At 50.6% G+C, this 15,273-nt stretch carries 12 protein-coding genes and 1 CRISPR repeat array (1 of these 13 running past the window's edge); of the genes, 1 reads left to right on the top strand and 11 read right to left on the bottom strand.

Annotated features, from left to right (window positions below):
- A CRISPR array of direct repeats spans positions 1-1,259; the repeat unit is 37 nt; unit sequence GTGTGAACCGATATGACCCGGTTGAGGGGATTGCGAC (it extends 1,990 nt beyond the left edge of the window).
- A gap of 270 nt (positions 1,260-1,529) precedes the next feature.
- Entirely contained in the window at positions 1,530-1,919 is a 390-nt protein-coding gene (locus AB1611_11715; protein ID MEW6380257.1) for an HMA2 domain-containing protein, read from the top strand.
- Positions 1,920-1,998: 79 nt separating this feature from the next.
- Here AB1611_11715 and AB1611_11710 read toward each other — a convergent pair whose 3' ends face one another.
- From AB1611_11710 to AB1611_11660, 11 genes are all read right to left on the bottom strand, one after another.
- The gene (locus tag AB1611_11710; GenBank protein ID MEW6380256.1) at positions 1,999-4,125 is read right to left on the bottom strand and encodes a heavy metal translocating P-type ATPase; all 2,127 of its coding nucleotides are present in this window, start codon (positions 4,123-4,125) and stop codon (positions 1,999-2,001) included.
- Between the two features lie 60 nt (positions 4,126-4,185).
- A complete protein-coding gene (locus AB1611_11705) occupies positions 4,186-4,713 on the bottom strand; it encodes an HMA2 domain-containing protein (protein MEW6380255.1) in 528 nt (175 codons plus the stop codon).
- 200 nt (positions 4,714-4,913) lie between these two features.
- A complete protein-coding gene (locus AB1611_11700) occupies positions 4,914-5,192 on the bottom strand; it encodes a DUF5132 domain-containing protein (protein ID MEW6380254.1) in 279 nt (92 codons plus the stop codon).
- 264 nt (positions 5,193-5,456) lie between these two features.
- Entirely contained in the window at positions 5,457-6,143 is a 687-nt protein-coding gene (locus AB1611_11695) for a response regulator transcription factor (protein ID MEW6380253.1), read from the bottom strand.
- Positions 6,144-6,348: 205 nt separating this feature from the next.
- Complete coding sequence (pstS, locus tag AB1611_11690) at positions 6,349-7,398, bottom strand: phosphate ABC transporter substrate-binding protein PstS (GenBank protein ID MEW6380252.1); 1,050 nt, start codon at positions 7,396-7,398, stop codon at positions 6,349-6,351.
- 954 nt (positions 7,399-8,352) lie between these two features.
- Positions 8,353-9,084: a hypothetical protein gene (locus AB1611_11685; GenBank protein ID MEW6380251.1), complete on the bottom strand. Its 732-nt coding sequence runs from the start codon at positions 9,082-9,084 to the stop codon at positions 8,353-8,355.
- Between the two features lie 114 nt (positions 9,085-9,198).
- Positions 9,199-9,906 (bottom strand): TonB family protein, encoded by a 708-nt coding sequence (locus AB1611_11680; GenBank protein MEW6380250.1) that lies wholly within the window; start codon positions 9,904-9,906, stop codon positions 9,199-9,201.
- Between the two features lie 54 nt (positions 9,907-9,960).
- The gene (locus AB1611_11675; GenBank protein ID MEW6380249.1) at positions 9,961-10,368 is read right to left on the bottom strand and encodes a biopolymer transporter ExbD; all 408 of its coding nucleotides are present in this window, start codon (positions 10,366-10,368) and stop codon (positions 9,961-9,963) included.
- A gap of 69 nt (positions 10,369-10,437) precedes the next feature.
- The gene (locus AB1611_11670) at positions 10,438-12,198 is read right to left on the bottom strand and encodes a DUF2341 domain-containing protein (GenBank protein ID MEW6380248.1); all 1,761 of its coding nucleotides are present in this window, start codon (positions 12,196-12,198) and stop codon (positions 10,438-10,440) included.
- Between the two features lie 205 nt (positions 12,199-12,403).
- On the bottom strand, positions 12,404-12,838 hold the full coding sequence (locus AB1611_11665) for a phosphatidylserine decarboxylase (GenBank protein MEW6380247.1): 435 nt from the start codon (positions 12,836-12,838) through the stop codon (positions 12,404-12,406).
- Positions 12,835-15,258, bottom strand: coding sequence for a hypothetical protein (locus AB1611_11660; protein MEW6380246.1), 2,424 nt, complete (start codon positions 15,256-15,258; stop codon positions 12,835-12,837). The genes AB1611_11665 and AB1611_11660 overlap by 4 nt, the downstream gene beginning before the upstream one ends.
- Positions 15,259-15,273: the final 15 nt, after the last annotated feature.

Raw genomic sequence — 15,273 nt, 5'->3', positions numbered from 1 at the left:
TTGCGACTTATAATTTCGTAGCGAGCCAGGAATTCGGGCCCGCTACGGTGTGAACCGATATGACCCGGTTGAGGGGATTGCGACTTTATTTTGCTGCCGCAATGTTTGCATGTGGCTACGAAATTCGTGTGAACCGATATGACCCGGTTGAGGGGATTGCGACAAGAAAAATCTATAGATCAAGAAACAGACCTTGTAAAATGTGTGAACCGATATGACCCGGTTGAGGGGATTGCGACGAGTCCTTGAGTTTGCTGTCGATTGTGATGGCACTACCGGGGTGTGAACCGATATGACCCGGTTGAGGGGATTGCGACGGCTCTTTGTCTGCTAATCCTCTCCATTACCGGAGAGAAGGTGTGAACCGATATGACCCGGTTGAGGGGATTGCGACCGTCTGCGGAAACATATCTTTTCATCATGCGTTAGCATATTGAGTGTGAACCGATATGACCCGGTTGAGGGGATTGCGACTCAAATTCGTGTTGCACGGACAGGAAATTTTCTGACCGATCTGTGTGAACCGATATGACCCGGTTGAGGGGATTGCGACGGATGGTCTGATATCCATCCGAGACTTCGCTCAAGTCTGGTTGTGTGAACCGATATGACCCGGTTGAGGGGATTGCGACAGCCAACTCCTCCAACAACATCTCATCAGGTGGTAACATAGGTGTGAACCGATATGACCCGGTTGAGGGGATTGCGACTTCCCGCTAGCAGGACATTCCCACCCATAATATAGTGGTCTGTGTGAACCGATATGACCCGGTTGAGGGGATTGCGACTTTTTGGCAGATGCGCCGAGCCCGTCGGAGTAGGTATCCGGGTGTGAACCGATATGACCCGGTTGAGGGGATTGCGACTTAGCAAGTGTAGAAGCATCTTCTGGGGAAGCAGTAGTTTTCGGTGTGAACCGATATGACCCGGTTGAGGGGATTGCGACATAGGTGAAGGAAAAGTATTCCCAAGCATTGTTGTTTTTCCGTGTGAACCGATATGACCCGGTTGAGGGGATTGCGACTCTGGCCAGGGGAAAATCTTGGTATCAATGATCGGCAATGTGTGAACCGATATGACCCGGTTGAGGGGATTGCGACCAATTGCTGGCCTTACTCTTTTTGGTTTCCCACGAGGCTAACGTGTGAACCGATATGACCCGGTTGAGGGGATTGCGACTCCTCGATCTCCGCATCATCGCCGAGGAGATCGTTATATTCCTGTGTGAACCGATATGACCCGGTTGAGGGGATTGCGACTCATTCTCTTTGTGACAGCTATGGGAGCTTACGTTCCTCGAGCCGTATTGATATCTTCTCAACGCAATACCTGCACATGAAACCGCTCTAATCTATAGCTGTAATATCAGCATTCATGCAGGATTACTCTATATCGATGTTCCTTTGTGAAAACTAACATAAATTTAACAATCTTTTTATCAATTTTTAACCCTGGTTTGACATATTATAGTTATTATTGTTTCGATAAGAAAAGTGAGGCCCATAACAACCAAAGAGGAGATTTCACCCATGAGTATTCAGCCAGCTTATGTTCATTCTCTTCGGGGCAGATTGAGAATCAAGGTTGCGGAAGTAAAGGGTGATCTTTTGCGAGCCCGGGAAATAGAACATAAGCTTTCAGGATTTGAAGGGATTAAACATCTTAAGGCAAATCCAACTACCGGCAGTGTCCTGATCCTTTATGATCCACATCAATGGGAACAGGGCAAAATAATAAAAACCTTCAAAGAGTTAGGGTACTTGAAGGAACTTTGTCAAAAGCAAGGTCCGGATGTGAAGCCTTATAAATCGGCCTTTGCTGCGGAGGCATTTGAAGGGATAGGTCAAAGGGTCATGAAGAGCCTGGCACAAACACTGATAGAGAGTGCTATTCAGGGTTTGGTCAGCTCGTTAATTTAACGGATATTCCCCTGCCCTGGTGTTGATTGGCTGGCGGGATTTCTCGCTGACAATCTTGCGTTTCCTGGCGACTGGAAGCTTATCGGTCGCAATAGTCGTAGCTGGCTTCAGGATTCGAGATCAAGGGCCTGAGAGCGTTGCATGAGGCGAGAATAGCCGATCCGTTGCTCACGATCGTTGTCCCGATAGGGTTCAGAACACCCAAAACCGCGAGGATGATGGCGGCAGTGTTGGGATAAAAATTGATGCTCCAGTTCTGCTGGATAAGTTGAAGAGATTCCCTCGCAATATCGATGGCTTGTGGTATTTTCCAGAGGTTTCCTTCAAGGAAGGAAACATGGGCCGTCTCCCTGGCAACATCCGCTCCCCCTTTTACCGATATCCCCACATCGGCTTGCACGAGGGCCGGTGTATCGTTGATTCCGTCTCCAACGACCGCTACCGTATATCCTTCCTTTTGAAGAGATCTCACGATTTCGGCCTTCTCACCGGGAAAAACATCGGCAATAAAGCGTGAAATTCCCAGCGTTCGGGCTACTTTTTCGGCAATTGCCGGATGGTCTCCTGTCAGCATGACAACCTGTTTTATCCCCTTGCAGCTCAGGGCGCGGATGACGCTCGACGCTTCGGGGCGAATAGGGTCGGTATAAACCAAAAGCCCGATTAATTTCCCGTCAAGCGCAACATACAAAGGAGAGGCCCCTCCGCCATCGAGCCGCGCAATATCCCGGCTGGCTCTTTTCATGGGAACCTTTTTCAGAGCCATGAAGCGGTGACATCCTACCATAACCACCGACCCGCCGACGCAAGCTTCGATACCAAGCCCGATCGTATATTCGGACGACTCCCGCTCCGGTATGTCAATCCCCCTTTGTTTTGCAGCGCGAACGATAGCTTCGGCTGTGGGATGAGTGATGCGGTCTTCTGAAGCGGCAGCCAGGCTGAGGACCCACTCAGGCGTATTTTTTTTCCCATAAGGGATAATATCGACTATTTCAGGTTCTCCCAGAGTCAGGGTGCCGGTTTTGTCAAAAATGACCGCATCGATCGCAGCCAGTTTCTCCAGGTAGCGTCCTCCCTTGATGAGGATCCCCTGACGGGCAGCCCTGGTCATTGAACTCAGGACAGTGGTTGGGGCGGCAATCCGGATACCTGTCCCATAATCCACAATGAGAAGGGATGCCGCGGGATTGCTATTCCCCGTAATGGCGAAAGAAGTTCCGGCAGCCAGAAAGCTCCAGGGTACAAGACGGTTGGCAAAATGCTCGGCATAATTTTGAACCCGGGTTTCCTGGGTTGGTGCCTGGTTGACGAGTTGAATGATTTTGGCCTGGGTAGTCTCAGCACCGACCTTTTCCGCTCTCAGGTAGACTTTGCCTTCTCTCACCACGGTTCCGGCAAAGACTTTGTTTCCCTTTTCCTTTTCCACAGGCAGCGATTCGCCGGTAAGGATTTTCTGGTCAACGGTCGCTTTTCCTTCCAGGACAATTCCATCCACAGGAATGAGTTCGCCTGGATAAACAACGACTTCATCCCCGATCTGAACCCCCTCGGCCTTTATCAGAATCTTTTTCCCATCGCGCACTACCCAGGCGGTAAGATCATGGCCATCGAAAAGGCCTTCGATCGCCCGGTGAGACTGCCGCACAGTGGCATTGCGGATAAAGTCTCCAAGGGAAACGAGCCAGACCATAGCCGCAGCGGTAGTATATTGCCGCTGAAAAGAGAGGAGGGCCGTTGCCGAGGCATCGAGGACATCCACATTCAGCTTTTTTTCTTTGGTTACTGAAACGAAAGCGCGGGAAAATATAGGAATACTGGCCCCAAGGAGCAAGAAAGGCATAAGAGAAGACTCGGTAAAGGTGCCCAGAATGAGCGCTACACTCGATAAGGTAAAGGGTAACCAGGAAAACCCTTCTGCCTCCGGTTTCTGGTGCTCAGGATTTCGTTGCCGGAGTTTCAAGGTCTCGACCGAAACCTTGGAAATAAGCCGCATGAGTTCGTCCCCGCTGGTATCTACAGGATTATACTGCACCGTGAGGCTTCTGCAATGGCGGTTATAATTGACCTTGAAAACCCCTTTCTGACAGCGGAGGAAATCTTCAAGAGCCTTTACCATGCCCTCCTTTTGGAAATCCCCCCTCAGATCAACCCGTAATCGAAGACGACCAGGAATCGCCTGGGCAATACGATATTGAATCGGCATGTTTTCTCCTTTTTCCCTGGACAGGAAATCATCTTATCTTACACTTACTCGCACAATGGCTTATTTAGTTGGCTTATTTAACAGGAAGAAAGCGCTGAAGGAAAACCAGAGAAAATCATACCAGTTTGGGAGAGGAGTGTCCTGAGATACCAGGAGCTGGCGGACGCCAAGTATGAAGAGAGCCAGAGGGAAGATGGTTTTCAGGCTCAAGCCGCTGGCTTCTTTCACCGTGGTATCGAATTTCCCGAAGATCCCGGCAATTCTGTCCTGCGAAGATACTGCCTGGCCAAAGGCTTCGCTCCGGGAAATAAAAAGGGTCTGGCACTCCGGTAATGTCAGTTCAGGGAAAAATTCGGAAAAGACCTCCCAAAGGGAGCCTAAAGAGTGAAGAGAGTGAATTATCCCCGGATCATAATGAATCAGTATACTGCCGGTTACTGGGTTTGCCTCCACCTGTTTCATTCCATCTATGACTGAAAACTTTTCTCTGATTTCAGCGGCCAAGGCTGGATTATTCTTTATTTTCAGGATTCTTATCCGTACCCTGCCGGGGATGGCATGAATAATCCTCACGTTACCCGGATTCATTTCTTTAGGCTCCTTATTTGGTTTCCCACGAGATAATCGTATCATGTCATGAAAAATACCCTAACTATTCAAGGTTCAGGGGGCAAAGGCACAACTAGGCGAAGGTAACTTTGTGCCTCTGTGCCTTTGCCCCCTTTGTTCCTTTGTCCCTTTGTACCTGAGTAGTTACGCAAATCCCCTTATACAAGTTAAAGTTTGGATTAACCTTCTTGAGCTGAGCTCAGTTGCGCACCAGCAGGAGTCGTATCCGCTCTCTCGGCCTTTACCTCTGCAACGAGATCGCCCAATTGCTCACGAGCCTCAGCAGTGATTTCCTTTACCTTGTCACTGATAATGAGCCCTTCTTTGATTACCGATTTAGCCAAAGGGCGGGCTACAGACCACAAAATAGGCATAATGACAGGGGTAGCCAGACCGACTGCCACCCCGATAAAAATTGTTTGTCCCCACCGTCCGGACAATCCATCAAGTAAGGCCATAATAATTTCCTCCTTATACTCTCTTTCTCAAAATGACATGTTTTCCCATTGAGCCAGGTTACTTACTGAGCTCAACTATCCTTATGAATCATGATCGTAACTACTCAGGCACAAAGGCATAAAGAGACAAAAGCACAGAACCGGGGGTAAAGAAGATAAGAGGCAGCTTTGTGCCTCTGCCTTCGCCCCTTTGAACCTGAATAGTTACTTATGATCCGTCCCTGAAGGGGCACAGGTAGTCTTTATCATAAGCCTGCATGAAACCTATTCTTTAAGCCTGTAGCCAACCCCTCGTACGGTTTCAATATACTCGCCTGCGACGCCCAGTTTCTTTCGCAATCCGGCGATCTGCACATCAACGGATCGGTCCGTGACTGCATAATCATCTCCCTTGATAGCGTTGATAATCTGGTTACGGGTGAAAACCCACCCAGGTTTGCGAGTCAGGAGGCACAAGATATTGAACTCGGTGGCTGTGAGCTCTACGGCTTTTCCGTTCACCAGCACCTGATGGCGGGCGGGATGAATAACCAGGTTATGGATGACCATGGTCAAAGCATCTGCCTGATCACCCTTCCTGCGCTTTCGCAAGGCTGCTCTGATTCTGGCTATCAGCACTTTGGGACTGAAAGGCTTGGTCATATAATCGTCAGCGCCAAGCTCAAAGCCAGACACGATGTCAACATCGTCCCCTTTTGCTGATAGCATGATGACAGGGATATGAGAGGTCGTGACATTATTTTTTAAAGTTCGGCAAACCTCAAGGCCATCTACTCCCGGCAGCATAAGATCAAGGACGACAAGGTCGGGAAGTTCTGATCTGGCTTTGGTCAGTGCTTCTTCACCGCAGGTAGCCAATTCCACGAAGTACCCTTCCCTGACCAGGTTGTATCTTACCACCTCCAATATGTCCTCTTCATCATCAATGACCAGAATCCTGCCTTTGGCCATGATGCGCAACCTCCTTTCCTGATGGTCAAACAGAATTGTTCTCCTCCTGGCGATACCATCCAAAAGACATCCCTGGCTATGACGCTGATGAAGGGTGAGTCGCTGAAATCATAATAAATTCCGGGCAAGGGGGAGGATTTACTCTCTCTTGCCCGGATATCTGTAATCTTTTCTGATTCCTGCCGCTCTTATGCTCTCTCAACCCTTACGGCCAGACAGGCTGACCTGCGGCCTTTATTTCTTTGCTCCATGTAGATTCCACAAGTTTAACCACATTCTGGGGCATTGGCACATACTGGAGGTCTTGTGCTTCTTTCGTTCCATTCTGGTAGCACCAGTCAAAAAATTTGAGCATACCCTTGGCTCTTTCTGCCTCTGCCTGCTCGCGGTAAACGAGGATAAAGGATGCGCCGGTAATCGGCCAACTGTTTTCACCGGCCTGGTCGGTCAGGACCAGATAGAAGCCGGGAGCATGCTCCCAGTCGGCGTTGGCTGCGGCAGCCTGGAAAGTCTCGATCGTTGGCTCAACGAATTTGCCGGCCTTGTTCTTCAGCAGCGCGTGGGCCATTTTGTTCTCCAGAGCATAGGCAAATTCGACGTATCCGATCGATCCGTCGATGCGCTGCACATAAGCGGCCACACCTTCATTCCCTTTGCCACCCACGCCGACAGGCCAGGCAACAGCCTTGTCGGTTCCAACTTTTTCATGCCATTGCGCCGAGACCTTATCCAGGTAATTGGTGAAAATCCAGGTAGTTCCCGATCCGTCCGCCCGGTGTACTACGGTAATGGTTTTATCGGGGAGTTTCAGTCCGGGGTTGACCGCCTTGACAGCCCGGTCATTCCACCTGGTTATCGTGCCCAGGAAGATGTCACTCAAAAGCTGCGGGGTGAGCTTCATCTCTCCTGCCTTCACTCCCTTGATATTGACAACCGGCACAACTCCTCCCATGATCATGGGGAATTGGATCAGGCCGCTTGCATCCAGCTCTTCTTTCTTGAGCGGAGCATCCGAAGCGCCAAAGTCTACAGTTTTAGCCTTGATCTGAGCTATGCCTCCCCCCGAACCGATGGATTGGTAGTTGAGTTTCTGGCCGCTTGTTTGCTCATACGTGTGTGCCCATTGAGCGTAAATGGGATACGGGAACGATGCTCCCGCCCCGTTAATGGTCAAGGATTCAACCCGGGGTGCAAAGGCACAGATCACGAGAAATGCAGATAGCAGAAAACTCAGCAGATAAGTCCTGACTTTCATGGTATTCATTTTTTCCTTCTCCTTAGAATTATGACTTTTCTTACTTTACTGTACGAATTCACGTCCTTATTGCCGGTGTTGTGTCAGACAACAGGTAAAGCTCTGTTCAGAGCACGGATATATGGAGAGATCTCACCAAATGTTTCAGTTAACTAAATTAATGATACCCAACACTGATTAGTCAATCGTTAAAATTTTGTAAGAATTTCGTTAGGATTGATCGCGCGGACATGGACCTTATCCTGGAGCGGTTTTCGGTTGAGCAAGCTACAGAAATTAACCACTGAAGTACGCAGTGATTCTATTGCTCAGTAAATACAGCAGGGGATTACCCGGCCGGTTTGCCTCAACCGCGCCCCCCTCACCCTAGCCCTCTCCCCCCAAAGGGTTTCAGGGGCGGACAGTTTTACTTTTTCTGCTCTCATGGGGAAATTTCTCCACTTCCGCCCAGAGCATTGAGCACCAGGCAGTGTTTTTCTCCCTCGCCCCCACGGGGGAGAGGGGATATATTGGCGTCCTGGCTCCTCAAGAGGAAGGAGAGACATCCTGGCAATGCTGCCATACCGGCATACCGCACATTCTGGAATACTGCCCCTGTCCTGGGGCATCACATGCCTGCTCTATCCACGCCCAGGAAAGCGGTGTCGTGCCACCGCAATCCAAAGCGGCTGCCGCCGCAGGGGATGAGTACCGACTTGGCTTCTGTAAGAGCCATTCAGGTTAGGTAGGGGTGAATGGTAGAATCCGTCTTGGGTACCGAAATAATCGGGAGATACCTTGCTCTCTGCTTTTCTCTGTGTTCATCTGTTCCTCTCTATCTCCCTCCGTTTTCCTCTGTGTACCTCTGTGTCTCTATGTCTCTGTGGTGTCCTTTGTCTTTGTCGTTTTCTTTCTATATAGTACCTGCAAATGAGAATCGCTTTTCGGATTCCGGCAGTTGTGATGAGACAAAGGTTAAGGTTTTGGTTGGCTGGATGCAGTGTGCAGCTTCTGCTGATTGACTTTTTCCCGGTATTCCTGCATAAGCTCCTCCAACTCGGCTTTTTTAAACTGAGTGAAGGGCTCCTTCTGCAACAGAGCGTTAACAACCCCTTTCGACTGGTATCGCTCCATCAGCTCATCGGCAATCAGGCAAAGTCTGGCGTTATGGGATTCACACTGGGCAAATTCTTTATTCACTTTTTCAAGCTTCGAATTCAGGGTCTTCTCGATATCCTGCTTTTCCTTTACCAGCCGGGTTGCCTTCGTATCGGCCTCCCGGCACCGAAGAGTCATGACAGCCAGTTCCTTTTTGGTCTTTTCCCAGCCTTCCGAAACTTCTTCAAATCTACAGGCAAGTGCCTGAATATCGCGATCGACCCTTTTTTTCAGACCCAGCAGGGACGCATACTTCTGGGCTAATTGCTCTTTTTCTTTCCGAAGCGCTTCAACCTGTGCCTCAGCAGACTGCACCTGCCCGGCCAGGGTGGATCTTTCCCGCAATTGCCGGGTCTGCAAAACCCTGCCCTCCTCAACTCTTTTCTTTTTCAGGAAAGTCATCCGGCTATCAGCTTCCCGTAGCTTCTCCTCCAGGAACTTTTGATTCCGGGTAAGCCTGATATGGCTGCACCACAAAACAGCCGTTGCTCCGAGACTGATCACCAGGATGATATTGACGAGTTTGGTCGCTATTCTGGTTTTATTCATATACTTTCTCCGGTTCTGGCAAATAAGAAGCGAGAGTGTATCTGAAAAACCCCGCCCTCTGGCAGGATTTTCCAGACACCCTTCTGTCATCCATTTTCCTGCCTCCTGCCCCGCTTATCCGAGGGATATCCGCAGCTTGACTGTCCGCGGCATACCTTCCGGCGGCGGTTCACTGACCGATTGAGTCTGCTTCATAGCCAGTTCCACTGCCTCATCCAGCCGGTCATTGCCGGATGAATCGTAAATCGAATAGTCAGTGATACTTCCCTGCTCATCCAGGGTAATTTTAACCAGCACATGAAGATCGTCGGAAGGAAGGTTATTTCCCTGGAACATCAGCCGCTTCTTGATTTCCATCTCGATTTTCCTGGTATACCAGGCATACTTCCTCAACGGTGAGCATCCCCCGCCGCTGGAACCATCTCCACCGATCAGCAGGGGTCTTCCTCCTTTTTTCCCCACCAGACCGAATCCATCCGCTCCCGCTCCGCCCTCGGCATCCACTCCGAGGTTATCCCTGGCAGTCTGATCATTCTGTGACTGATCCTCGGCGGTCTGATCGGGAGGCGGCGTTTCCGGCGGCTGTTCTATGACCTCCTGGGGCTGCTCGATTACCGGCTCAGGCGGCTTTTCTACGGGCTTGGGTTGCGGCGGTGGATCATCTCGCATCAGATGGACTGTCTGAACCTGACGCTTTCTCGTCGGCCCGTAATCGATCGATCTGACAGCGAAAATAATCAAGCCGATAAGGATGAGAAAAACGATGCTGGCAGCAATTCCAACTACTGACGACTGCAGGGGCTTTTGCTTGCTTTGGACCATAAGGGCGTTATCCTCCGGTAAAATATAACTGCGGTTAATAGTGTCCTGCCGGGGTTATTTAACGAGTTTTTGGGTCACAAGCCCTAATTGATTGATCTCGAGCCTGGCCAGAAGGTCCAGGACTTCTACGACCTGCTTATAGGCAATTTTTTCATCCCCCTTGATAATTACCGGCAAATCAGGATCGGCAGCCTTATACTGCCGCAATCTGGACTCCAGATCAGCGATCGTTACCGGGAAGGTATCGAGATAAATCCGGCCTTCGGCGGTGATGGAGATCGCTTTGGTCTTTGGTTTGGCCATGCTCGGAGTGCTGCTGGCTTTGGGCAGATTGACCTTGATGCCCTGAACGGTAGCCGTAATGGCCACGATGAAGACAACCAGGAGATTCCAGGCCAGATCCATAAGGGGTGTTATATTAATCTCGGTGTAAGCTGCACTCTGGTAAATATTTCTTTTCATACCCTGGTCTCCCTGGTTTCCAAGGTCTCCATGCTCTCCCTGATCTCCATGCTCTCCTTCGGTTTCATGCTATTGCTCTCCATAGGTTTCATCCACTTTACAGGTAAGTTCATCCACGAACAAATACATGTCAGCGGTTATGTTTCGTATTTTTCCAACCAGGTAATTGTAGCCGAACAGGGCCGGTATGCCGACGATAAGCCCAAGGACTGTCGTAGACAGTGCCGAGGCTATACCCGGAGCGATAACCACGATATCTGCCTCACCTGCCAGGGCCATAGCGGCAAAGGTGTTCATGATCCCCCAGACCGTACCCAAAAGCCCGAGGAAAGGGCCTCCGCTGATGGCCAGGGTTAAAATGAGCAGCCATCTGTTGAGCTTCTGCTCCTCCCTGGTAGTCCCCTTTTCCAGCTTGGCTTTGAACGAGCTGAGTTCCTTGGGATGAAGGGTTTTATTTTTCTGATGAGTTGCCTGGTTCCCGAGGCGTTCCTTCAAGTCCCGCTTCCCTTCCCGGTAAACCTGGTACAGGGATGAATTTGGAAAACCGGCATCTTCTTCCGGAAGTGCAAGAATATCGTTATTCTGCCTGAACGATTCCAGAAATACCCTGTTCTCTTTTTCCACCAAGAAAAGCGTGAGGGTTTTAACCAGCAAAACAATCCAGCTCAGGGCAAGTATGATCAACAGGGTAATATTGATGGCCCACCCATCGAGCGTGGTGTATCGAATAACCGTCTTGGTATATTCCCCATATTCTGCAAGCTTGGCGATGAATCCCTGTCCCTCGTTTTTTTCCTCTTCCGTATAGGAGCAGAATGTGCTGCCTTCTCCCTGATTAACGGCTGCCAGCCGTATCGATGCCACTGGTCTTGCTATGTTGGATATCCGGACCTCGTCCACATCACCTGCGAGGAAATGTCCGCCATTGGCTGAACCTCCCAGGGTAAGATTTCCGGTCAATTCGGACAAATCCGATGGGAAATCCCCGGAACCGGTCTCGGTACCATCAACGTAGATAACTGCTTTGCGGTTTTGATCAACCGAGACTGCCACATTATGCCAGCTCCCGGAAGGAAGATCCGTATTCGATTCAACCTCGGACGTTTGACCGTCGGCCCTCAGCCGGCAATAGACCCTGCTCTGGTTGACGCCGATCACCAGGGACCGGTCTTTCTCTTCTCGGGAAAACAGATATGCATCCTGCTGCGGAGCGTTGATCCTGATCCAGGTGGAAAAGGTGAACCCATTGGAAAAGTTCAGGGAGGGTGATTGAGGGATGGTTATCATATCGGAGACACCGTTAAAGGAAACCCCATTGCCAATTACCGCAGGTAAGCCCAGCCCACCGCTGAAGCCTGATACAGGGTTATTATAAGCCGTCCAGTCCCTGGGCTGGCCTTCAGTCTCTCCAAAATGGTACACAGCCACCTGATTCACATCGTAGGTCCCCTTGGTATCTTGACTATCCTCGGCAGCTTTGTTTCCATAGTACATCCAAATGAAGTTTCCATCCGGCCCGCTCGAAAGCGCAGGTACCTGCACCCAGACAAGAGCAATCTCATCTACCGGTTCATAGCTGTCGAAGTGGTGTTTGAGGAGCGTTTTATCACTACTGCTCACAAAGCGAATATCCTCTCCTTTCTCTTTCACCCGGGAAAAGTCGAGATTGCCCGAATGAAGCCTCAGGAGGATCACCACCGGGCCAGGATTTTCCCTGAGATCGATCCCTGCAGAGGAAGTATCAAAAACAATCTGCCTGCGGTATAACCACTGCTCATGCCACCAGGCTGATGCCGTTGATATCTTGGCCAGAAGCATGAATAACATCATCAAGATAAAAGTACACAGCCAAGCGAGTATGTAGTTTCGATTTTTGCGCATCTAATCCCCAAAATTTTTAACTTTTTGGCAACTTGTTGAAATAGATGAAGACTAAATTCATATAAATATTAAAGGGGAAATGTTAAATAATTTTGAAGTTATTGTTAAATATTCGTTAGGACGGTTTCACCGGGGCTGGAGGGCCCGGAGGCCCTCACGGGGGGAAGTGTGATAGCTTTTTGGGGTGGGTATCCCTATCAACCCCCTTGTTCAACCCGGGAATAGCAGTGACCGCAGTCGGATTGCAGGAGTGATACTCCCCGCCAATCGGGTAAATGTCCACAATTTTTCCGGCCACAGGAGTATGGTTATAGTGATACTTATCAGGAGTCAGCCGAAAAATGGCAAAATCCCCTCCCTCGAAGGCCCTGAGCCAGGATGTTTTATCTATCCCGAAAAGCTCCTCGAAGAGGATCGAGGCATTCTGCAGGCTGGACATCCGTCCGCCGGTCAGCGCCCGGAAAAGAGCCGCGGAATTTTCCCGTGCAGTCAGGTAGAGCGCACCGATCAGCCGGTCGCCGCAGAGCCGTTCCGTTTTGATCCGGCCGGTTTCACGCTCGATGTATTGGTGTTTGGGAAGCGAAATCATACCGAAGTCCTTTGACGTTGCTGCTCTTTCCTGCCCTTTTCCCTGTCGTCATGGATGGTCAGGAGCGTGAGATGGATGAGTTTCCTCAAGACATCGGGGGATGCGGTTTCACTGATGAGATCGCCCTGGATGGCTGCCAGAAACTCCAAGGGGTTCTTTCCGCCGAGTATAGCTGTCAGGCTTTCCCCACAGGAGCCAGCGCTGTCTTCAGCGCAAGTCTCGATTTTCCTTACATCCTCTTCAAGCAGGCTGAGGGCTTCCTTCACGTGCCGGATCCTTAACGTGTTCCGGTAATACCGCTCGGCAGCCAGGTTAAACTCCCTGCCGGCAAGGTGCATCGGCGTCGGGGCATTGGCTTCGCCCAAGATATCCCGGGTGAGTTTTCCGCCAGCCGAGTACAGCTCAGGATTAATGATCCTGCGCTCAAGGTCAGTCAGAGTTCCGGACAGTTCCATAAGCTCGATCAGGTCCGGGGCATCTTCCCTGATGACCTCGATGAGGGCTTTTCGGTATTCGAGGTTATGAACCCGCAGATAATTGGGATAGCGGTGGCTCAGGCGGATTCCCTGGACTTTTTTCAAAATTTTCATCATGAATTGGTTTTTCGTGTTCTTGCGGACATAAAAGGTCGGGATCCCGATTGCCGTTCCGAAGAATATCTGGCGGCGCTCGCTTTCCACGGAAGGATCGTCCGGTATATGGTCATGGGTTATCTCGCCTTTCAGGATATAGTGAAAAGCCAGGGCCGTGATCAGAGTCTGGAGACCGGCTGCCTGCCCCAGGTCATCCATAAGGCTTTCGAACAGGCTGTAGTGGCGGCCCTCGAACCCCGAAAAGCCCATAGCCCAGAATTCACGGAGCCGGTAGAGAAGATAGATCGACATATGGGTGTCGAACACACCAAGGTCGGCCAGGTCCTTTTTCAATCTCTTGTCATTCCCCAGCCTGCCATCCAGGGCCGGGCTCTGATCGGTGCTCATCAGGGCCACCAGATAGTCTATAAGCCGGAAATCCAGAATGAAGTCTCCCTTCAGCTCGAAAATCCTGCTGATCAGCACATCGAGCCATTTCGGTCCGAAAGGGGTGATGGGATTGCCGAAAATTTTCAGCCTGGCCTTTCCCTTCCATCTTCGCCAGATCATGCGAAGATGCGTGAAATCAAGCTCATGCGGTAAATACCCCAGCGCCCTTTCAGGATGAAAGTCCCAGAAATCGAGCCGGTAGGGAGCGGCGCTGTAGGCATTGACAAAGAGAGGCAGAAAGTGTTCGGCAATTTTTATCACCAGATCGCCAAAGTACTTTTCCTCCCTGGCCCCGAATCCGGAGGCCGCATCGCCAAGGAGTCCAGTCAGCTTGCGGCTGCCAAGGCTGATGTGGGTTCCGTTATTCGCCAGGCTGATATTGGAAAGGTTGGGAAGCACCACCAGGTTTCTGGTGATAATGCCCGCATCCTTGAGTTTGACCAGGGTATTCAGATGGCTTCGGGACAAAACCTGATGGCAGAGAATCATATATTGATACTTGGCTTCGCCCTTGTCCCACCCGGAAAGGCAGGGGCTCATGAAAAGCTCCCGGTAGAAGGCATCCGATATGAGATCGTTCAGGTGCCGCTGCCGGACAGGTGGGTGAGGTGCAAAATAGACTAACGCCCGCTGCCCGGTCGATACAAGCTGAAAGCTGCGGTTGGCGTACATGAGGAGAAACTGAGTCAACAGAAAGCGCTTGGCCGTCTCTCTGGCTATCTCCCTGCCCATCCCGGATCGCGGGTTGAGCAGGACCGCTTGAAAAGAAAAGGTTTCCGGTGAGGTGTTGTCATTCAGGAAATGGTGCATGATCCGCTCACCGGTTGCCCGTACCGTAAGGTGAAAATCAGGGCCGGAGCTGACAGCGTCAGCCAGGGCCAGTTTCAGAAGGTAGCTTACGGGAATCCTGATATGCTCTTCCCCGTTTCGATACAAGATGAATCTGTCCGCATCCGTCCGCCTGCCGGCGGATGGATTGCTTTTGTCAGCCAGAAGGTCACGGTTGAAAGTTTTATTGGCATAATGGCTTAACCGTGAGCGGGGAAACCTGACCCAGCTATTCTCCCATACATCCTCCCGGTTATCACTCAGGTATTTTTCCAGCTCGGTGATTATCCTCCGGGGCGTCTCGCCTGCCTTGATGCGCTTGACGATGTTCTGGTAATAATTGGATTCTTCGATGGATATGGGAAGATCGACATCATCCTTCTTCCCCATGACCACGGCCTGTAGCTCGTTCTCTGAGCCTGCGGTAGTATCGTTGAGTGAAAAGGGGAGAGATTCTGCAAATGCCTGCGGTGACCTGCGGTTTATCTGCAAGATGTTCAGAATCCTCGTTAGACCATAGGGAGCACCAATTTCACTGTCTTCACTCTCTCTTCTCAGGGGGATAGCCATAGTATTCGTACCTCC

This window comes from bacterium, assembly GCA_040755755.1.
Lineage (GTDB): Bacteria > SZUA-182 > SZUA-182 > DTGQ01 > DTGQ01 > DTGQ01.
Note: the sequence above shows the minus strand (reverse complement) of the source record. Positions and strands in the feature narration are given on the sequence as shown.

Bases quoted from the DNA above. Each gene is read 5' to 3' on its own strand.
- AB1611_11715 (MEW6380257.1), top strand. From the start codon at position 1,530: ATGAGTATTCAGCCAGCTTATGTTCATTCTCTTCGGGGCAGATTGAGA.
- AB1611_11710 (MEW6380256.1), bottom strand. From the start codon at position 4,125: ATGCCGATTCAATATCGTATTGCCCAGGCGATTCCTGGTCGTCTTCGA.
- AB1611_11705 (MEW6380255.1), bottom strand. From the start codon at position 4,713: ATGAATCCGGGTAACGTGAGGATTATTCATGCCATCCCCGGCAGGGTA.
- AB1611_11700 (MEW6380254.1), bottom strand. From the start codon at position 5,192: ATGGCCTTACTTGATGGATTGTCCGGACGGTGGGGACAAACAATTTTT.
- AB1611_11695 (MEW6380253.1), bottom strand. From the start codon at position 6,143: ATGGCCAAAGGCAGGATTCTGGTCATTGATGATGAAGAGGACATATTG.
- pstS (MEW6380252.1), bottom strand. From the start codon at position 7,398: ATGAAAGTCAGGACTTATCTGCTGAGTTTTCTGCTATCTGCATTTCTC.
- AB1611_11685 (MEW6380251.1), bottom strand. From the start codon at position 9,084: ATGAATAAAACCAGAATAGCGACCAAACTCGTCAATATCATCCTGGTG.
- AB1611_11680 (MEW6380250.1), bottom strand. From the start codon at position 9,906: ATGGTCCAAAGCAAGCAAAAGCCCCTGCAGTCGTCAGTAGTTGGAATT.
- AB1611_11675 (MEW6380249.1), bottom strand. From the start codon at position 10,368: ATGAAAAGAAATATTTACCAGAGTGCAGCTTACACCGAGATTAATATA.
- AB1611_11670 (MEW6380248.1), bottom strand. From the start codon at position 12,198: ATGATGTTATTCATGCTTCTGGCCAAGATATCAACGGCATCAGCCTGG.
- AB1611_11665 (MEW6380247.1), bottom strand. From the start codon at position 12,838: ATGATTTCGCTTCCCAAACACCAATACATCGAGCGTGAAACCGGCCGG.
- AB1611_11660 (MEW6380246.1), bottom strand. From the start codon at position 15,258: ATGGCTATCCCCCTGAGAAGAGAGAGTGAAGACAGTGAAATTGGTGCT.